Genomic DNA, 18,046 nt, shown 5'->3' with positions numbered 1-18,046 from the left:
GCGGATTCGCGCGGGATGGGCTGCCGCGGCTCAGTTGCCGGCAAGGACGCGGTTGCGCCCGGCCTGCTTGGCCGCATACAGGGCCTCGTCCGCCGCCTGGTAGGCGGACTGCAGGGTGGCGCCGCGCCCGACGCCGGCCACACCAACGCTCGCGGTCACCTTGACCGCGCCGTCGCTCTCCAGCGCGGACTTGTCGGTGGCCTTGGCGCAGGCGCGCAGGGCGGCAATAGCCAGGCGGATGCGCTCGCCGCATTCCATGGCACGGCTGAGATCCGCGCCGGGCAGCACCGCCAGGAACTCCTCGCCGCCCATGCGCACACACAGGTCGGATTCGCGGGTGGTGCTGCGCAGGGTCTGCGCCACCAGGCGCAGGATGTCGTCGCCCACGCTGTGGCCGTATTCATCGTTGATCTGCTTGAAGTGATCGAGATCGATCGCCAGCACCGACATCGGGCGATCCTGGCGGCGGCAGTCGGCCAGCCACTGGGCGCCCTGTTTCTCGAAGGCGCGGCGGTTGCCGAGACCGGTCAGTTCATCGGTCTCCAGGCTTTCGTTCAGGCGCTGGAAACGCAGGGCGTTGGCCAGTGCCGGGGCGGCCAGCCCCAGCAAAGCCTCGATCAACTGCTGTTCGTCGTCGCTGAAGCGGCGTCCGCGCATCAGGATCAGCGAGCCCATGGTCTCGTTGTGGAAGCTCATGCCGTACTCGATGCGATGGCGATCCTCGTCGCCGCCGGACCAGGTCTCGTCACTCTCCTGCAGGATGAAGAACCAGCCGCTGTGGTGGACCTGGGCGTGCAGGTGTTCCTGCAGGCGGGCGAGGACGGTCCCGAGCTCGAGGCTGGAGGACAGGGCCTGCACGAAGGCAAGGGCATCAAAGGGCGTCCCGGCATCGCCAGTCGTCTTGCCCTTGGCGGATACCAGTCGCAGGTTGTGGGCGTTCCCGTCGCGGTTCATGGCCGTCTCGCTTGCATCGATCGTTGGATCGAGAGTAAAGCCAGATCCATGCCACTTATCGTATGTTTAGTGAAAACAGAGACTTGTGTCACGGATAACGGAGGCATTGACGGAAAATCGGCGATTTTTCGCCGCCCCCGGCAGGTCTTCACCGCTGCAGGCGGCAAGGGGTGGCAGGATTCTGACACCCTGCGCCGGGGCGGCGTTTCCCGAGGAACGGCCGGTCTACATGAGCCGGACGCGCGCTTGCCCTACACTGCGCCGCATGATTCGAATACAAGATATCGAGCTGCGTCGCGGCCGCCAGATCCTGCTGCAGCACGCCAGCCTCACCGTGCATGCGGGCTGGCGCGTCGGCCTGACCGGCGCCAACGGGTCCGGAAAATCCAGCCTGCTGGCGGCGTTGCAGGGCGAATTGAGCCTGGATGCCGGCGAAATCGACCAGCCCGCGGAATGGGTGGTGGCGCACCTTCCACAGGAGGTCCCGGGGAGCGAGCGCTCGGCCGTGGACTACGTGCTGGATGGGGATACCGAACTGCGCGACCTGCAGCAGCGCCTGGAGCAGGTGTCCGATGGCGCCGAGCAGGCCCGCCTGTTTGGGGCGCTGGAGGCGATTGACGGCTGGACGGCCGATGCCCGTGCGCGCCGACTGCTGGCAGGCCTCGGATTCGCTGCGGCGGATGCGGATCGGCCCATGAGCGATTTCTCCGGCGGCTGGCGCATGCGCCTGGGCCTGGCGCGCACGCTGATGACGCGCTCGGATCTCTTGTTGCTGGACGAGCCCACCAACCACCTGGATGTCGAGACCATCCTGTGGCTGGAGGACTGGCTGGCGCGTTATCCGGGGACGGTGATCGTGATTGCGCATGACCGTCGGTTTCTTGATTCGGTCTGCACCCATATCGCGCACATCGAGCGCGGTGGTATCGCGCTGTACGCCGGCAGTTACACCCACGCCGAGGCCAAGCGCGCCGAGGCCATGGCCCAGAGCGAGGCGTCGGCCGCAAAGGTGGCGGCCGAGCGCGCCCACCTGGAGGACTTTGTGCGCCGCTTCCGTGCGAAGGCGAGCAAGGCCCGCCAGGCCCAGAGCCGACTGAAGCGTCTGGAGAAGCTCGACGAGGTTGCGGTGATCCGCGCGGCCCGGCCGATTCACCTGGAGATTCCGACCCCGGAGCGTCTGCCCGACCCGCTGCTGGCGCTGGATCATGCCGAAGTCCGATCCGGGGATCGCGTCCGCCTGCATCCGACGACTTTACGTCTGCGCCCCGAGGACCGGATCGGCGTGCTGGGCCCGAACGGTGCCGGGAAATCGACACTCTTGACGCTGCTGGCCGGCGAGCTGGCCCCGACCGCGGGCGAGCGCCGCGTGGAGCCGAACCTGAAGGTCGGCTATTTTGCCCAGCACCAGAGCGAGCAGCTGGACCTGAAGGCCTCGCCCCTGGTGCACCTGCAACGTCAGGACCCGCGCGCCGAGGAGCAGCGCCTGCGCAACTTTCTCGGTGGCATGGGTTTTCCCGGCGAGAAAGCGGACGCTCCGGTGGGGCAGTGTTCCGGCGGGGAGCGGGTGCGCCTGGTACTGGCGCTGCTGATCTGGCAGGCGCCCTCGTTACTGCTGCTGGATGAACCCACCAACCACCTGGATCTGGACATGCGCGAGGCGCTGGCCGAGGCGCTGGAGAACTATGCCGGTGGCCTGGTGGTGGTGGCGCATGACCGTGAACTGCTGGCTCGCGTCTGCGACCGTTTCTGGAAGGTGGAAGGCGGCCACCTGAGCGACTTTGAGGGGGACCTGGATGACTACGCCCGCGAGCTCAAGGCCCGCGAGCGGGAAAGTGTCGCCGCGAAAGACCCTGGAACGCCCGCCACGACGTCCCCGAGTGGTCCGGCACTGTCACAGAAGGAACGGCGGCAGCAGGCGGCGCAGGCGCGTGCCGCGCTCAAGCCACTGAAAAAGAGTGCGGACCGAGCCGAGCAGGAATGTGTCCGTGTTCAGGAACGACTGGATGCGCTGGAGACCGAGTTGGCCGATCCGGCGCTGTACGCCGATGAGGCGGCGGATCGTCTGGCCCAATTGACCCGCGAACAGGGCGATTTGCGCAGTCGGCTGGAGACGGCGGAGGCCGAGTGGATGGAGGCGCTGGAGGCGCTGGAATCCGCCCGGGGTGAGACTGCGGAGTGAGGCCCTCTTCAAAGACCAACCCTTGAACTCGGGTATTGCGGGGTCTATACATAAGGGTGAATGCATTGGAGCGAGGAGTGATCCCCATGAATGCACAGGAACTGAATCGTCGCTGTGTCGAGCTCTTTCACAACCCGGATGCGAAGCTGCATTGCTGGCACCCGCGCATGTTCTGGAAAACCAACATGCTGGAGAACCCGAAGCCGGAAGACCTGCAGGAACCCAAGGTCGACCTGCGCGAGCTGGAGGTCATGCTATCGGAGGCCGCGCACGAGCCTTCGCAGTGCGCCGACGAGCTGGAGCAGGAAGAGCCCGGTCGGGCTGCATTGATCCGGCACATGATGGAGCGTGGCGAGATGCCGCTGCTGCATCGGCCGCACTGATCGTTCCATCTAGGAGCGATGATCGATTAGGGAGTGAGCCCCCAGCGGGGCTCGATCCCGTCATGTACTGGCGGGAGCATCGGCCCCCGGTAGCCTGTGCTGCCGGGGGCTTTTCCTTGCCGGTGAGCGGTTCGCTGGAGAGCGAGCGTTACTGGCGGATGAAATCCGAGAAGTAGAGGGCTGCGATCCGGGGTGCCCCGGTAATCTCCTCGAGCAACTCGTTCAGCTCCTCCGTGGCCTCGTTGCGCAGATCCTCGCGCGCGCCACCGCCGGTCAGGCTGTCCGGACTGCGCCCGCCAAGGATGCGGATCAGTCGGTCGCGCACTGCGGGAATGTGCTCGCGGATCGCGCGGGCGTCTTCCAGATCGTTGCCTTCCAGCTGGATGGAGGCCTGCAGGTAGCGTCCGCGGTCGGAGGACGCCATGTTCACCACCACCGGCTCCAGGGTCACGTAATGGCTGTCCAGGTCGTCCACGGCGAGCGCGAGGGGCGCGGTCAGCATCAGGACAATCCCCAGAAGAGCAAGGTGCAGGGAACGAAAGGGGCTGCGGATCATGGTGTGTGCTCCGGGGCGGGTTGCGTGCTGGAGGCGATCAGGTCGCCGCGTCGATGAGGCTCCTGATCAAAGTATGCCACCAGATGCTCATAGATTTCGGGCATGGCCTCGCGCAGGCGCGCCGGCTCGAAGAAAAAGGACTCTGTCGCGACGGCCAGGAACTCCTCCGGGGCGGTGGCCGCATAGGGGTCCAGCGGCAGCTCCGCTTCGTCGATCTCGCCGGACTCCACGGCCTCCACGAAAGCCTCGAAGGCCCGCGAGAAATCCTCCGTCCAGGCACCGGCCGACTGCCCGCGGCGTAGTGGCGGAAACCCGTTCACCTCGCCGTTGCCGGCGTCCAGTACGTGGGTCATCTCGTGCACGACCACAGCGCCGTCGCGCTCGACATCGTTCCACGACAGGATGACCGGGCCGCGTTCCCAGGCCTCGCCGGACTGGGGTATCGCCCCCTGATGGACGATGCCGGCCTCGTCCACCCACTCGTGTTCGGGCACGAAGGTGTCGGGATACAGGATCAGCGTGCGCCAGTCGCGGTACGGTTCGAGGCCCAGTTCCAGCACCGGCAGCGCGGCGTAGGCGGCGATCACCTGGCACTGCCAGGGTTCCGGTTCCGCGGCGATGCCGATGAATTCCTTTTGCGCCAGGATCTGGCCGACCAGTTCGCGCAGCCGGGAGCGCTCTTCCGGCGTGAGGCGGGCGATGAACGGGGCCCGTCGACGCAGGGCCTCCCACTCGTCGTTGTCCAGTTGCACGGCCTCGGGCTCCAGGCCGGCAAAGGGCCCGAGGATGCGCCGGAACAGGCCGCGCAAGGGAAAATTCGGCGTCGAATCCATCCGTCAATCGTCGCACGTTTGGCTGGCATGCGTCCGCCTGCGGCAGGCGATTGCCGTGGGGCGGCTAATGATTGCCGCTCCGCGGCCGTTATGCCCTGCAACCGGGAAAATTGACGGGGGCATCATGCAGATTGCCGATTATTCCATGCAGTTATCGAGCCAGCGTTTTGCGTTGGAGGCGACGCGGCGCGAGGCTCGCATGACCGTGGTCGAGGGAAGTGCGGTGCGTCCCCGACAGGGGCCGGAGCCGCCCGCGAATCCGGCCCCGGTAGCGCGTGCCTTGCAGAATTCCGCCCCCGGCGTGGCCGCACGCGCCCCGTTCGTGGGGGTAGCCCCGGCGGACAGCGAGTTGACCTCGGTGGACCAGCTGCGTACCGAGCTCCTGCGACTGATCCTGGAGCGCTTTACCGGGCGCGAGATCCGGGTGATCGATCCCGCCGACCTCAAGCCGGCCGACACCCCGCCGGAACCCCTCGAGCGACCCGTTGCGCGCCCCCCTCGTCCGGCGGCAGGGCTCAGTGTCGCCTGGTCCGTGGAGCAGACCCGGGTCGAGGTCGAGAGGACATCGTTCCAGGCTCAGGGGCGCGTGCACACGGCCGACGGCAAGACCATCGACCTGGATATTGCGCTGACCATGAGCCGCGAGTTCATCGAGCATAGCCGTCTGCAGGGTGGCATGGATGCAGAGCTGCACGATCCGCTGGTGATCAATTTCGACGCCCCGGCGGCAGCTCTTACGGACACCCGCTTCGAATTCGACCTGGACGCCGACGGTTCGCCGCAACAGGTGGCCTTTCTGCAACCCGGCAGTGGTTTTCTCGCGATCGACCGGTCTGGCAGCGGGCAGGTCGATGACGGCTCCGAGCTCTTTGGCCCGCTGACCGGTGATGGCTTCGCCGAACTGCGACGGTTCGATCATGACGGCAACGGCTGGATTGATGCGGCGGATCCGGTTTACGACCGCCTGCGCGTGTGGACCCGCGACGCCCAGGGCCGCGATCAGTTGCTGGCGCTGGGCGAGGTGGGCGTCGGGGCGATCTACCTCGGGCATGTCAGCACGCCTTTTGATCTCCGTCGCGGCGGCGACAACAGCCTTCTGGGGCAGGTGCAGTCGACCGGCGTCTGGGTGGGCGAGGATGGCCGCAGCGGCAGTGTGCAGCAGATCGACCTGAGCGCCTGACGGAACCCGCAGGGCCATTCCTGCGTCGAGGGGTACATAGCGGCTACCCTGTGCTTTCGTCCACTCCCCACGAGCGATCCGGCGCATGCGACTCGATACCCTGTTCCTTCGGCGGCGGTCGGCCCGGCCTTTTCTGCCGCGCTCCCCGCGAGCTGCGCCATTGCCGCGCTGGCTGGTTGGTCTGTTGCTGGTGGTGCTTGCCCTGGGGCTGGGAGGCTGCGGGGGCGAGCCCTCGCAGGCGGGTGATGAGCCGGCCGCCGAGGCCGCGACGCCGATCGCGGCGGTGGAGCTTCAGCCGCGGGATCTGTCGCGCGAGCTGATGGTGTCCGCGCGGGTCGAGCCGCGGGCGTGGGTGCGCCTGGCGGCGCGCACCGATGGTGTGGTCGAGGCGGTGCATGTCGAGGAAGGCGATTGCGTGGAGCAGGGCGAGACCCTGGTCGAGCTGGACGTGGCCGAGGAGCGCGCGGAGCTGGCGCGGGCCGAGGCGCATGTCGAGGAGGCCCGGCTGGAATACGCGCGCAGTGCCGAGTTGCGTGACGAGGGGATTGCCAGCCGAGCCAGCTACGAACGGGCACGTGCCGCGTTGCGCTCGGCCGAGAGCGAACAGGCGTTGTGGCAGGCACGGGTAGACTACGGCACGCTCGCCGCCAGCCGTGACGGCGTGATCACCGAGCGCATGGTCGAGCCCGGCGAGGCGGTCGCCGCGCGCGATACATTGCTGGAACTGGTCGATACGACCACGCTGGTCCTGCGTCCCGGGGTGTCCGAGCTGGACGTGCGCGATCTGGTGGTGGGCCAGGATGTGCCCATTCGGCTGGATGCGTTTCCGGATGCCGATTACGTCGCGAAGATCCGCCGCATCTTTCCGGCGGCCTCGCCGGACTCCCTGCAGGTGACGGTGGAGATTGCCCTGCCGGCCGAGGCGGCCGACAACGGCGTGCGTCCCGGCAATCTCGGGCGCATCCGCATGACGGTCGACGAACGCCCGGATGTGCTGGCGGTCCCGGCCGCCGCCATCGGCGAGGACGGCGACCAACGCTATGTCTATGTGGTGGTGGACGAACAGCTGGAGCGCCGCAGCGTCGAGACCGGCGTGACCCGAGGCCCATGGACCGAGATCACGGACGGCCTGGAGGACGGCGACATCGTGCTGGCCACCAACCCGATCGACATGCGCGAGGGCCAGCGCGTGCGCATCGTCGGCTGGCGGGGCTAGAAGATGACCGCCGAGCCGGAGGACCGTCCGCGTGGGCGGGTGACCAGCTTCTCCATCCGCCGACCGGTGGCGATCATGGCGCTGGCCTCGGTGGTGATCGTGCTCGGCATGTTCTTTGTTGATCGCCTGCCGGTGGACCTGCTGCCGCACGTCGAGTATCCGCATATCCGCGTGACCGTGAACCATCCCGGCACCTCGCCGGAGGTGATGGAGGAACAGGTGACCCGCGTGCTGGAACGCAACCTCGCGGCCACCGAGAACCTGACCCGCATCTACAGCCGTGCCTCCGAGGGCCGCACCAACGTCAATCTGTTGTTCGAGTACGGCACCAACCTGGATCTGGCGTTGCAGGACGCAGCGCGCCACCTGGAGCTCGCGCGCACCCAGCTGCCGGACGATTTCGAATCCCTGCGCCTGTACAAGTACGACCCCTCGCAGGACCCGATCTGGGAGGCGGGGTTTTCCTCTACCGTGCGCTCGGAGACCGCGGTGCGCGACTGGGTGGAACACCAGCTGGCGCCGCAGTTGATCGCGATCCACGGCATCTCCTCGGTGGAGGCCTCCGGCGGGCAGGAGCGCGAGCTGGAGGTGATCCTCGACCAGGAGCGGGTGCGCGGCTATGGCCTTTCGCTGGCGGCGATCAGCGCGACGCTGGAGGACGAGAACCGCGAGGTGGCCGGGGGCTGGGTGACCTCCGATACCTTTGACGTGATGGCCAAGACCGAGGGGTTGTTTGCCTCCGAGGCGGACGTGCGCAATGTGCTGATCCCGTTGCCGGGGCCGCAGTCCGCGCATGTGCGCCTCGGCGAGCTGGCCGAGGTGCGCGATGGCCACCGCGAGCAGCGCCTGTTCATCCGCCTGGACGGCACGCCGGCCGCGCGCGTGTCCGTGTTCAAGCTGCCGGACGCCAACACCGTCGAGTCGGTGGACTCGGTGCGCGCCACGCTCGAACGACTCGAGCGCTCGGGGTTCATCCCCGAGGACATCCAGTGGGAGGTCGTCAGCGACTCCGCGCCGTTCATTCGTGGCGCGGTCAGTTCGGTGGGTACCGCTGCGATCCTGGGCGGCGTGCTGGCGATGCTGGCGGTGTTCCTGTTTCTCGGCAGCCTGCGCAAGAGCTTCATTATCGGGTTGTCGATCCCGATCGCGTTGATGGCGACCTTCGCCATGATGGGCCTGGGCGGGCTCACCCTGAACATCATCAGCCTCGGCGGGCTCGCGCTGGGGGTGGGGCTGTTGCTCGACAACGCCATCGTGATGCTGGAGAACATCGTCCGCCATCGCGACAAGCTCGGAAAGTCGCCGGAGCAGGCGGCCCATGACGGGGCCGGCGAGGTGGTCTCGGCGGTCATCGCGGGTACCCTGACCAATCTGGCCGCGGTGCTCCCGTTCCTGCTGATCACCGGGATCGGGGCGCTGATCTTCCGCGAGCTGATCCTGACGCTTTCGTTTGCGATCATCGCGACCCTGGCCGCGGCCATCACCCTGGTGCCGATGCTCGCGGCCCTTCTTTCGCGCATCCGCTGGGAGAGTGGGCTGGACCGCACCTGGCTGCTGCGTGGGTTTGATCGCGGGGTGCAGGGACTACGCCGACGTTACCGGCGTCTGTTGCCGAAGGTCTTGCGCCTGCGCTGGGCGGTGCTGGGGGCGGCCGTCGTGTTGCTGGCCGGTGCGGTGCAGGTCGGCGGGGAGCTTGGTAACGAGTTCCTGCCGCAGGTGGACGATGGTCAGGTCAGCGTGCGCATGGTCCTGCCGCCGGGAACCCCGCCGCACGAGACCGATGCCGCCGCACGCGATATCGAGGCCGCGCTGGAAGATCTGCCGCATGTGGAGAGCGTGTTCGCGATGGTCGGCGGGCACCTAGGTGGCGGCGTGGTCAACGAGCGCCCGGGCACCTCCAATATCACCGTCCAGTTGACCCCGGCCGGACAGCGCGAGATGAGCGCGGGACAGTGGGTGGCCGAGGCGCAGGAGGCAATGGATGCGCTGGAACTCCCCGGGGCACGGATTACCGTGCGACCGCCGAGTATCCAGGGGCTGCAGTTCAGTATCACCGGGGATGACCTCTCGATTGCGGTGGTCGGGGCGGATCTGACCGAGATGCGCGGCATTGCCCGCGAGATCGCCGGGCGCCTCGAAGGCATCCGGGGCCTGGAGGGCGTCGAGGTTGGACGCGAGGACCAGAGTCCGATTCTGCGCGTGCATGTGGATCGCGAGCGGGCGGCTGCGCTGGGTTTGCAGGTGGGCCAGGTGGGGCAGGCGATCCGCGACGCGGTGGAGGGATCAGTGCCGACGCAGTACGTCCGCGACGATCGCGAGTACGACCTGCGCGTGCGCCTGCCGCGCGAGGATGTGCAGGATACGGCCACCCTAGGGCGGATGATCCTGTTCCGCGACAACGGGGATCCCGTGCGCCTGGCGGACGTGGCCGAGTTCGAGATCGGCGAGGGGCCCGCGCATATCGAGCGCGAGAACCAGAGCCGGGTGGTGCGCGTGAACGGCGACATCAACACCGAGGTGAACGATGTCGGTTCGGTGATGACCGAGGTCGAGCAGCGCCTGGCCGAGGTGGATGTGCCCGAGCACTACAGCCTGCTGATCGGTGGCGAGTGGGAGACCATCCAGGAGACCCAGCGCGAGATGGCCACAGTGGTGGCGCTCGCGATCTTCCTGGTGCTGGTGGTGCTGGCGGTGCAGTACGAGCGCCTGGCGAATCCGCTGGTGATCGTGGCGGCCGCGCCGTTGTCGCTGATCGGGGTGGTCGCGATCCTGTGGGCGACCGGCACGCCAGTCTCCGCCCCGGTGATGATCGGGGCGATCCTGTTGATCGGGGTGGTGGTGAACAACGCGATCCTGCTGGTGGAGTACATCGAGCAGGGCCGTCGACTCCGTGGCCTGAGCCCGGCGCGGGCGGTCGTGGAGGCCGGGGCATTGCGCCTGCGCCCGATCCTGATGACCACGCTGACGACGGTGCTGGGCATGTTGCCGCTGGCCATCGGCCTCGGCGAGGGGGCGGAGATCATGCGCCCGTTGGCGCTGACGGTGGTGGGTGGTCTGATCGCCGGGATGATTCTGACGCTACTGGTGGTGCCCTGCCTGTACCTGGTGGTGAACCGGGCCGCGGAGAGGGTGAAGCGGCGCCTGACCGGAGGCATGCGGGACACCGCTGCCCGCACAGCCTGAAAAAAGGCCCGCTACCGAGAGGCTCGCGGGCCTTGTCTGGATGCTAGAAGCGGTAGCCGAGACCGACCATGAAGCGCGAGGCATCGGGGTCGAAGCGCAGCACAACCTCGTCCTCGATCCTGTAGCGCTCGCTACTGTAGAAGGTGTAGGAGTACTCGGCGCGCATGAACAGGCGATTGTCCATCTGATATTCGACCCCCAGGCCGAGGCGGGCGCCATTGAGGTTGTCCTTGAAACGGATGGACATGTCCTCGTCCGTTTCCGTCAGCCGGTAGTCCAGCCGCGAACGCTGGTAGCCGGCCAGGCCGTAGAACAGAACGTTGTCGTTTACCGTGGTGCCGAGCCGGCCGGTGATGCCATAGCTGTATTTGCTGTCGATGCCAAGTTCCGCGTCGTCAATCCGAACTGTCAGATCGGCATCCTCGGTCTGTGCATCGAACTCGACGCCCAGGTAAAGCCCGTTGTCCAGGACAGTGCCCCAGCCGGTCATTACGCCGCCGGTAAGGCCAGAGGCGCTAAGGCCGGAGATACCTCCGTCGCCGCCTTCGCGGTAGTCGATGTCATAACCGACCCAGCCGAGCTGGCCGCCGATGTAGGAACCGTGAAAGGGGCTCGCCTGAACCGCTCCGGCCGAGGCCAAGAGGATGCAGGTGCCGGTCACGGCGGTGGCAAGGCGATAATAGCTGGACATGGTGGCTCTCCTTTGTGGTGTGGTGGCGGAAGTGAACGGGTGCCCCGTCCGGGCGCATAGTGGCATAGGCGGCTAGACGGGGCGCCCGCCCTTGTGTGCCAGAATGGGACGATCGAGCGCCGGGCGTGTGGGTGCCCCTGCATGAATCTAGGGCATGCGTTGCGCCGCTCCCGGTACGATTCGCCCAAGGAGGCGCTGATCAGCGCCTCCCGTACGCACACAAGAAAGTAAAAAGAACAGGAGTCGAGCGATGCGCGGACAAGCGGGAATTCTGGCGGGACTATTGGTGGGGTTGCTCGGGTGGGGCGTGGCGAGCGCCGAACCGATGCATACGGTGGAGGAACTGAATCAGGCCCCGGCCGAGCTGGATGGGGAAGAGGTCCGGCTCGAAGGCATTGTGGGCCGGGTGAACGAGGACATCATGGGGCGCAATTTCATCTACTTCGTCGACGGTACCGGCAGCGAGGGTGACTACATCACCGTCACTTCCACCGAGTTGCCCGAGGTGGGCGACCGCGTCTCGGTGACCGGAACGCTGATCCTGGATCGCGACTTCGGGGCAGGCTACAGCTACCCGGTGATCCTCGAAGGCGCCAAGTTCACCGAGCAGTAGCCGCATGTCATGATCGTGCATGTCGGGGCACTCCGACATGCATCCAGGCCGCACAGGGTGGTGCGGCTTTCAGATATCCCAGGGAGGGGAGACGATGTCCATCAAGGATCTGCTGTTTCGGTTTGTACTGCTTTATTTCTCGCTGTCGATCGCTGCCATGGTAGCGGGCGCCTATGTCGATCTGGATCAAGCCGGTACGGCGATCGGGATGGGCATTCTGGCGCTGGCGGTGGTGTGGCCCTGCGAGTCCTTCGGGCGCAGGAACGGGCGCTATCTGTCGCGCGCCGAGAAGTGGCGCGTGATCGCCGCCATGATCGCGGTGCTCCTCGGTACACAGATTCCGCTCACCCTGCTGGTGATGTGGGCCGAGGGGATTGCACTGGACGCCGTGATGCTCGGGATCGTGGGGGGCGTCGCGTTGTTGTATGCCGGGACCGTGGTGGCAATGGTTAACTTCACGGGCCGCAACCTGCGCAAGCGAGGCCTGGTCGCCGGGGAAAGCGCGGGGTAGGCACCCTGTTGGTCAGTCGGCCAGGTGGCGTTTGAGCCACTCGATCTCGTCCGCGGACCGGTCTGCGTTGGTCACTGCCTGCCAGGCATCGATGTAGTGCTCGGTGGCGTAGACGTGGCCGTAGCCGCGCGGGGCGGCGTCGCCGATCGCGACGTCGACCGCCAGTTGCAACATGGTGATCACCGGGTACCAGGTCAGGTCCGGGGAGACATCCGGGCCGCGCGGGGCCTGCATCCATTCTGGCTGGCGGTACAGCGCCTGGGGCTCGAAGAAGGTGACCGGGTCGCTCGCGTACTGCAGGTAGACGATGCGCATCGGGCCCCATTCGGCGCCGGGGATGTCCAGGTGGTTTCCCTGATTGGTGAAGCGCACCACCGAACTGTCGCGAAAGCGCGGCAGCCAGGCCGGCGAGTCGGGTTGGCGCTGGCGTTTGATGTCGCGCCAGGTCTCGCTACGAAACGGAGGGCCGGCCCACAGCGCGCCGGAGAACGGGTCGCCGATCACGTCGTACAGGTCCGCGGCCCGCTCGGAGTTCAGCGCGCCCAGACTAAGGCCGTAGAGGTACAGGTCCGGGCGGGCGTCCGGCGGTAACTGTTTCCAGTAGCCGTAGATCTCCGCGAACACCGCCTGGGCGGTCTCATGACCGTACTGCGATTCCGCCATCAGCGACAACCAGCTCGGCAGGTAGGAGTACTGCACGGCCACGGTGGCCACATCGCCACCGTGCAGGTACTCGACCGGCTGGATCGCACGGTTGTCTACCCAGCCGCGTCCGGTGGGCGTGGCCAGCACCAGCACCGAACGGTCGAAGGCATTGACCCGCAGCATCTCCTGCAGGGCCAGTCGTGCGCGTTCCTCGATGGTCTCGGCGGCGTTCAGCCCCACATACACGCGGATGGGATCCAGCGCGGTCTCGCCGGAAAACTCGCTAATCGCGGCGGCGTCCGGGGCTTGGTCGATGAAGCGCTGGCCCTGGCGGCCCAGGCCCTCGTCCCAGCTGATCAGCGAGGCCGGGCTGCCGGTGCGGAAGGTCGCGCCCGGTTGCTCCGCCCCGGGGTGTTCGCGTACGTCGAACTGCTGGAAGCTGCGATCGGCGGCGCGCAGGCTGTATTCCAGGATGACCCCATCGATCACCGCCCAGAACACCCCGGCCGCCACCAGCACGCCAATTACGTTGGACAGCCGGCGCGGGATGAAGCGGCGCAGGTGCCGCGCGAGGAAGCGCACCAGCAACTGGAACAGCCGCGCCACCGCAAGCGTGGCGATGAACACCGCCGCTGCGATCAGCCCCAGGCGGATGGGGAATCCACCGTCCACCGGCTCCTGTTCCATGAGCGCGCGGATGCTGTTCTGCCACTCGGTGGCTTGCCACAGGAAGATCAGCACGATCAGCACGGCCCCGCCGCCGGCGATCACGACCAGGGTGTTGTGGGTGCGCTCGCCGAGCTCCGGCAGTTCCAGGTACGACCACAGCCAGTGGAAGAACACGCCCAGGCCGTAGCCGGCCGCCAGCGACACCCCGGACAGGATGCCCTGGACGTCGTCGGTACGCGGGATCAGGCTGGGGGTCAGCGAGGCGGCAAAGAACAGCGTGGCCAGGATCAGCCCCGGGATCGACAGCGTCCCGAGGATGCGGGTGGCCCAGGCCGGCCAGATGAAGGCTCGCAGGCGGGTTTGCAGGCGGCCGACGACGGACATCGCGTTCGCGCTTCCTTGGCGGGGTATGGAGGCGCTCATCCTGTCCGCCCCGCCGGCTGGGTTCAAGTTTCCGCGCCCGCGGGCGGCCCGCCGATATCGCGTTTTGTTGTGTCCCCGTCATTGCGAGGAACGCAGCGACGAAGCAATCGCTGTCCGGCGCCACCAATGCCTCTTAACGTGCTTCGACCCCTCGTGCTTCGCTGCCTCGTAATAAGGCCTATTGGGTTGTGACGGACTTGCGAAAGCGAAAGCTGCCCTCGACCATGCGCAGGGCCACGCCGAATAGTGCGACTTGCAGCAGGAGTCCACCGGTTGCCGCGCCCACCGCGAGGCCGGTGGCGAGCCCCAGTGCCATCAGCAGCATCAGCAGTGTGGCGGCGACCCGGCTGCGCAGCCAGCCGCCCACCAGTGCCAGCAGGGCGACCAGCGTGCCTTCGAGCATGGTGGGCGTGTGCTGCACCAGGACACCCAGCATCACCACCACAACCCCGGCAAACACCAGCACCCAGCCGGCCACGCGCGCCAGGCGCTGGGCCTGTTCGCTGTTCTCGATGGATTGCAGCAGCAGAAGCAGGTCGGCGCCGGCCCCTGCCCAGTGGCGTGATCGCGATTCGTTCATTGTGTCCACGGTACTACAGGGCCATGACAGCCCGGTGACAGGCGCCTACCTATCGTTTGGCCAGGAGCGAATCAAGATCGAGTGTATTGACCGCGGGGGTGTCCGTCTTCGCGTGTTGCACAGTGCCATGATCGGACCAGTGCAGCAGGCTGAGGTTGCCGGCGCGGTCCTCCACCAATGCGGTGCAGTGTTCGACCCAGTCGCCGTCGTTGCAGTAGAGGACATCGCCGAAGGACTCGACGTTGGGTTTGTGGATGTGGCCGCAGATACAGCCGTCGAAGCCACCCTTGCGTGCGGCGGTGACGGCCGCATGCTCGAAGCGGCGGATGTATTCTCGGGCGGCGTGGCTGACCCGGGTCTTCAGCCACGCGGATAGCGACCAGTACGGGTGGCCAAGGCGGCTGCGGATGGTATTCAGGTAGCGGCTGCCACGCAGCAGCATGTTGTAGCCCACATCGCCGAGCCAGTGCACTAGCCGGCTGTGGCGCACGACTCCGTCGAATTCGTCGCCATGGGTCACGCGAAAGCGGCGGCCGTCGGCCGTCCAGTGCACCAGTTCGCGTTCGATGCGTACGCCGCGGATCTCGGAACCGACGAAGTCCCGCACCACTTCATCGTGATTGCCGGGGATGTAGATGACCTCGACTCCGTGCAGCGCGAGGGACAGGACCTGCTCGACGACGGCCGCCTGGGTTGCGTTCCAGATGATGCGCCGACGCATGGCCCAGAGGTCGAACACGTCGCCGACCAGCACCAGGCGGTCGCAGTTGACCTGGCGCAGCAGGTCCAGCAGGTAGTCCGCGCGGCACTCGCGGGTGCCCAGGTGCAGGTCGGACAAGAACAGGGTGCGGCAATCCAGGGTGGCCATCGGATACTCCCGCTGAGGCGTGCCGCCAGCATCGCGTTGTGCAGTGACCGGCTGGTGGCGAGCGGATGACAATTGGGTGATGGAGCGGGTCCCGTCAGGGCCAGACAATCAGCAGCCAGATCACGGCGGCATGCAGGAAACCGAGAAGGACCGCGGCAGAGCCCATGTCCTTGGCGCGCGCCGCAAGCTTGTGCTGTTCCGGCCCGAAGCGGTCCACGGTGGCCTCGATGCCGGAGTTCAGTACCTCGATGATCAGGATCAGGAACAGGCTCCCGAGCAGGAGGGCCCGCTCGGTGGGAGTGTCGCCAACGACCAGCGACAGCGGCGCGAGCAGCACCACGAGGATCAGTTCCTGGCGAAAGGCCTCCTCATGACGAAAGGTTGCCCGCAGGCCACGCCACGAGTACACGAAGGCGCGCAGGATGCGGTCAATACCGGTTGCGCCGCTGTTGGCCATGGTCGTGTTCCCGAGAATCGGTTGAGAAAGGGGTCAGTGCGATCGGCCGGGCGCTGGGTGCGGGCCACTGATTGTATGGGGGGTGCCTGCCAGGTCCTGATACAGGGCGAGCAGTTGTTCGGCCATGCGGCGTTCGCTCCATTGCTGCACCCACCGTCCATGTGCGTCGCGCATCGCCCGCTGGCGGTCGGGGTCGTCCAGAACCGCTGCGACCCGTTCGGCAAAGGCGGCGGGGTCTTGTGGGGTGACCTCGGCGCCGGATTCTGCGGTCAGGATGTCGACGGTCCCCAGGTGCGCGGTGGACACGACCGGCAGTCCACTGGCCATGGCCTCCAGCAGCACCAGCCCCTGGGTTTCGGTCGCCGAGGCAAACACGAAGGCGTGCCCGGCGCGGTAGCAGTCGACAAGCGATGAGGCACGATCCAGGTATCCGCACCAGTGAAGGTTGTCCTCCAGTCCCATGTGCTCGGCCTGGCGCTGCAGGGCGTCCTTGGCCGGCCCCTCGCCCGCGATTAGTAGCAGGATGTCGGGGCGCTGCTCGCGCAGATGCAGCAGCATCTTCAGCAGGAAGCCGATGTTCTTCTCGAAGGCGATGCGCGAGACATGCACGAGCATTTCGCGACCGTAGGGGATGTCCCGTTCGGTTCGGAACAGGTGTCCGTCGCCCCCGGTCCAGGCCTCCGGATCGATGCCGGTAGGCAGGCGGACAATCGGTGTCTTGATCCCGTAGTCCAGCAGGGCCTCGCGCAACGCGGTGGAGGGGGCGATCACCCGGTCCACCGCATTGCACTGGCTGCGCGATATGCGGCGCGCGAAGGCCCTCAGCCAGGCGGCGGGCAGCCATGGCAGGTAGTGCTGCAGGTACCCCTCGAAGAAGGTGTGATAGGTCTCCACCACCGGGACCTGCCAGCGTCGGGCGAGATTCAGTCCGGCGTAATGCGCCACGAAGGGCGTGTGGATGTGTATCAGGTCGGTGTGTTCGATGCCTGCTTCCTGGAGGTACCTCCGGATGAGGCCGCCCTTCAGGATGCGATCCTCCGGGTCCACAATCAGGTAGCGCGATGGGATGCGGATCAGGTCCGGGTCGTTGGGTGCGGGGCCAGGGTGGGCGCTCAGTCCAGGGTAGGCCGGGGCCACCAGCGTGACGCGATGACCGAGTTGTTGCAGCTGCGAGCGGAAACTGTACAGCGAGGTGGAGACCCCATTGATCCGGGGAAAGTACACATCGCTCAGCATCAGAATGTGCACGGCGGCACCTGTCACGGGACTCGAGTCCCGAAGTCTGGTCCATGTGCATGACCGTGTGATGGCGCAGATCTTGCGGAAATGTTGCAAGGAAAGCCGTAATGATCGGTGCGATGGTCGGGGATGTCATCGGGTGACGATCCGCGCCAGGGATTCGGTTCCCCGACGACTCGGTGCTGACGGTCGCGGTGGCGCGGGTGATCCTGGAGGACGGGGATTGCCGCCACTATGGCCATGCGCCGGGGTGGTGCTGCCCGGATGCGGGTTGAGGAGCGCGTCTTGTAGGCTGGCTGCCGGAGACCGATCCGCAGCCCTGCAGGAGTGGGGGCAACGGGGCGGCGTCTCCCTAGCGGTAGACCCGGACTTCCTGTTCCCAGCCTTCCACGCTGCGGTTGGCGCAAAACTCCTGTACCTGCCCGTCGGCGTAGCGGATTTCCATGTTGAAGCCGGCTGCGGGGACATGGTTCAGTGCCACCCGCCGGTGTTCCCCGGGGCGGAGCTGGCCCTCGCGGATGCTCGATTCCGACAGGTCGTGGCCGAAGTCGAAGTGGATCGCCTGGATCAGCACGTCGCTGTCATTGTGCACCGTGACCATCAACGCCCCCTCGGCCGGTGGGCGCTCGACGCCCCAGTGCACGGCGGCGGCACCGAGCACGAGCCCCAGCACGAACAGCCAGGTCGCGGGCGCGCGTAGCGCATCCACGCCCCGGTCCTCCCAGCTATGGTGTTCTCCGGACGACTCCACGTCTCATCCCTTGATTATTAGGGATTGCTAATCTACAAGATCGGCCGGCATCGGGATACCGGGCGGCCGCGATATCCGGGAAGGCTGCCGCCCCGCAGAAAGCGCCATGGGCGCT

At 66.8% G+C, this 18,046-nt stretch carries 17 protein-coding genes; 7 read left to right on the top strand and 10 right to left on the bottom strand.

Going from position 1 to position 18,046, the window contains the following annotated elements; translation table 11 throughout:
* Positions 1-30: 30 nt before the first annotated feature.
* The gene (locus D579_RS0109485) at positions 31-954 is read right to left on the bottom strand and encodes a GGDEF domain-containing protein (RefSeq protein WP_018951850.1); all 924 of its coding nucleotides are present in this window, start codon (positions 952-954) and stop codon (positions 31-33) included.
* 265 nt (positions 955-1,219) lie between these two features.
* Here D579_RS0109485 and D579_RS0109480 point away from each other — a divergent pair, with 265 nt between their 5' ends.
* Together D579_RS0109480 and D579_RS0109475 are read left to right on the top strand one after the other, a co-directional pair.
* Positions 1,220-3,133, top strand: a complete 1,914-nt coding sequence (locus D579_RS0109480; protein ID WP_018938290.1) for an ABC-F family ATP-binding cassette domain-containing protein — start codon at positions 1,220-1,222, stop codon at positions 3,131-3,133.
* Between the two features lie 86 nt (positions 3,134-3,219).
* A complete protein-coding gene (locus tag D579_RS0109475) occupies positions 3,220-3,516 on the top strand; it encodes a hypothetical protein (protein WP_018144712.1) in 297 nt (98 codons plus the stop codon).
* 148 nt (positions 3,517-3,664) lie between these two features.
* Here the strand turns inward: D579_RS0109475 and fliL are convergent, their stop codons facing one another.
* Together fliL and D579_RS0109465 are read right to left on the bottom strand one after the other, a co-directional pair.
* Complete coding sequence (fliL, locus tag D579_RS0109470) at positions 3,665-4,072, bottom strand: flagellar basal body-associated protein FliL (protein ID WP_018938289.1); 408 nt, start codon at positions 4,070-4,072, stop codon at positions 3,665-3,667.
* Positions 4,069-4,905 (bottom strand): zinc-dependent peptidase, encoded by an 837-nt coding sequence (locus D579_RS0109465; protein ID WP_018951849.1) that lies wholly within the window; start codon positions 4,903-4,905, stop codon positions 4,069-4,071. Before D579_RS0109465 ends, fliL begins: the two co-directional genes overlap by 4 nt.
* Positions 4,906-5,029: 124 nt before the next feature.
* On the opposite strand from D579_RS0109465, the gene D579_RS0109460 reads away from it, so the two are divergent.
* The 3 genes from D579_RS0109460 to D579_RS0109450 all read left to right on the top strand — a co-directional run bounded on the left by D579_RS0109460 (position 5,030) and on the right by D579_RS0109450 (position 10,484).
* The gene (locus D579_RS0109460) at positions 5,030-6,085 is read left to right on the top strand and encodes a hypothetical protein (RefSeq protein ID WP_018938287.1); all 1,056 of its coding nucleotides are present in this window, start codon (positions 5,030-5,032) and stop codon (positions 6,083-6,085) included.
* Positions 6,086-6,245: 160 nt separating this feature from the next.
* Positions 6,246-7,301, top strand: coding sequence for an efflux RND transporter periplasmic adaptor subunit (locus D579_RS0109455; protein ID WP_018951848.1), 1,056 nt, complete (start codon positions 6,246-6,248; stop codon positions 7,299-7,301).
* 3 nt (positions 7,302-7,304) lie between these two features.
* The gene (locus tag D579_RS0109450) at positions 7,305-10,484 is read left to right on the top strand and encodes an efflux RND transporter permease subunit (RefSeq protein WP_018951847.1); all 3,180 of its coding nucleotides are present in this window, start codon (positions 7,305-7,307) and stop codon (positions 10,482-10,484) included.
* Between the two features lie 43 nt (positions 10,485-10,527).
* Here the strand turns inward: D579_RS0109450 and D579_RS0109445 are convergent, their stop codons facing one another.
* Positions 10,528-11,175 (bottom strand): outer membrane protein, encoded by a 648-nt coding sequence (locus D579_RS0109445; protein ID WP_018951846.1) that lies wholly within the window; start codon positions 11,173-11,175, stop codon positions 10,528-10,530.
* Between the two features lie 250 nt (positions 11,176-11,425).
* Between D579_RS0109445 and D579_RS0109440 the strand changes: the two genes are divergently transcribed.
* Together D579_RS0109440 and D579_RS0109435 are read left to right on the top strand one after the other, a co-directional pair.
* Positions 11,426-11,788 (top strand): hypothetical protein, encoded by a 363-nt coding sequence (locus D579_RS0109440; protein WP_018951845.1) that lies wholly within the window; start codon positions 11,426-11,428, stop codon positions 11,786-11,788.
* A gap of 94 nt (positions 11,789-11,882) precedes the next feature.
* Entirely contained in the window at positions 11,883-12,299 is a 417-nt protein-coding gene (locus tag D579_RS0109435; RefSeq protein WP_018951844.1) for an ABZJ_00895 family protein, read from the top strand.
* Between the two features lie 12 nt (positions 12,300-12,311).
* Here the strand turns inward: D579_RS0109435 and D579_RS0109430 are convergent, their stop codons facing one another.
* From D579_RS0109430 to D579_RS0109405, 6 genes are all read right to left on the bottom strand, one after another.
* Positions 12,312-13,997, bottom strand: a complete 1,686-nt coding sequence (locus tag D579_RS0109430; protein ID WP_018951843.1) for an alpha/beta-hydrolase family protein — start codon at positions 13,995-13,997, stop codon at positions 12,312-12,314.
* 217 nt (positions 13,998-14,214) lie between these two features.
* The gene (locus D579_RS0109425) at positions 14,215-14,616 is read right to left on the bottom strand and encodes a hypothetical protein (RefSeq protein ID WP_018938280.1); all 402 of its coding nucleotides are present in this window, start codon (positions 14,614-14,616) and stop codon (positions 14,215-14,217) included.
* Between the two features lie 49 nt (positions 14,617-14,665).
* On the bottom strand, positions 14,666-15,484 hold the full coding sequence (locus D579_RS0109420) for a UDP-2,3-diacylglucosamine diphosphatase (protein WP_018951842.1): 819 nt from the start codon (positions 15,482-15,484) through the stop codon (positions 14,666-14,668).
* A 94-nt stretch (positions 15,485-15,578) separates the two neighbouring features.
* The gene (locus tag D579_RS0109415; protein ID WP_018951841.1) at positions 15,579-15,941 is read right to left on the bottom strand and encodes a diacylglycerol kinase; all 363 of its coding nucleotides are present in this window, start codon (positions 15,939-15,941) and stop codon (positions 15,579-15,581) included.
* Positions 15,942-15,974: 33 nt separating this feature from the next.
* Positions 15,975-17,177 carry a glycosyltransferase gene (locus D579_RS0109410; protein ID WP_018951840.1) on the bottom strand — a complete coding sequence of 401 codons (1,203 nt, stop codon included), beginning with the start codon at positions 17,175-17,177 and terminating at the stop codon, positions 15,975-15,977.
* A 355-nt stretch (positions 17,178-17,532) separates the two neighbouring features.
* Positions 17,533-17,931: a hypothetical protein gene (locus D579_RS0109405; protein WP_026289492.1), complete on the bottom strand. Its 399-nt coding sequence runs from the start codon at positions 17,929-17,931 to the stop codon at positions 17,533-17,535.
* Positions 17,932-18,046: the final 115 nt, after the last annotated feature.

The organism is Thioalkalivibrio sp. AKL12, from assembly GCF_000377925.1.
Taxonomy (GTDB): domain Bacteria; phylum Pseudomonadota; class Gammaproteobacteria; order Ectothiorhodospirales; family Ectothiorhodospiraceae; genus Thioalkalivibrio; species Thioalkalivibrio versutus.
The sequence above is the reverse complement of the archived record's forward strand: the minus strand, read 5'-3'. Positions and strand labels throughout refer to the sequence as shown.

Excerpts from the sequence above, each read along its gene's own strand:
- D579_RS0109485 (WP_018951850.1), bottom strand. The coding sequence starts at position 954 with ATGAACCGCGACGGGAACGCCCACAACCTGCGACTGGTATCCGCCAAG.
- D579_RS0109480 (WP_018938290.1), top strand. The coding sequence starts at position 1,220 with ATGATTCGAATACAAGATATCGAGCTGCGTCGCGGCCGCCAGATCCTG.
- D579_RS0109475 (WP_018144712.1), top strand. The coding sequence starts at position 3,220 with ATGAATGCACAGGAACTGAATCGTCGCTGTGTCGAGCTCTTTCACAAC.
- fliL (WP_018938289.1), bottom strand. The coding sequence starts at position 4,072 with ATGATCCGCAGCCCCTTTCGTTCCCTGCACCTTGCTCTTCTGGGGATT.
- D579_RS0109465 (WP_018951849.1), bottom strand. The coding sequence starts at position 4,905 with ATGGATTCGACGCCGAATTTTCCCTTGCGCGGCCTGTTCCGGCGCATC.
- D579_RS0109460 (WP_018938287.1), top strand. The coding sequence starts at position 5,030 with ATGCAGATTGCCGATTATTCCATGCAGTTATCGAGCCAGCGTTTTGCG.
- D579_RS0109450 (WP_018951847.1), top strand. The coding sequence starts at position 7,305 with ATGACCGCCGAGCCGGAGGACCGTCCGCGTGGGCGGGTGACCAGCTTC.
- D579_RS0109445 (WP_018951846.1), bottom strand. The coding sequence starts at position 11,175 with ATGTCCAGCTATTATCGCCTTGCCACCGCCGTGACCGGCACCTGCATC.
- D579_RS0109440 (WP_018951845.1), top strand. The coding sequence starts at position 11,426 with ATGCGCGGACAAGCGGGAATTCTGGCGGGACTATTGGTGGGGTTGCTC.
- D579_RS0109435 (WP_018951844.1), top strand. The coding sequence starts at position 11,883 with ATGTCCATCAAGGATCTGCTGTTTCGGTTTGTACTGCTTTATTTCTCG.
- D579_RS0109430 (WP_018951843.1), bottom strand. The coding sequence starts at position 13,997 with ATGTCCGTCGTCGGCCGCCTGCAAACCCGCCTGCGAGCCTTCATCTGG.
- D579_RS0109425 (WP_018938280.1), bottom strand. The coding sequence starts at position 14,616 with ATGAACGAATCGCGATCACGCCACTGGGCAGGGGCCGGCGCCGACCTG.
- D579_RS0109420 (WP_018951842.1), bottom strand. The coding sequence starts at position 15,484 with ATGGCCACCCTGGATTGCCGCACCCTGTTCTTGTCCGACCTGCACCTG.
- D579_RS0109415 (WP_018951841.1), bottom strand. The coding sequence starts at position 15,941 with ATGGCCAACAGCGGCGCAACCGGTATTGACCGCATCCTGCGCGCCTTC.
- D579_RS0109410 (WP_018951840.1), bottom strand. The coding sequence starts at position 17,177 with ATGCTGAGCGATGTGTACTTTCCCCGGATCAATGGGGTCTCCACCTCG.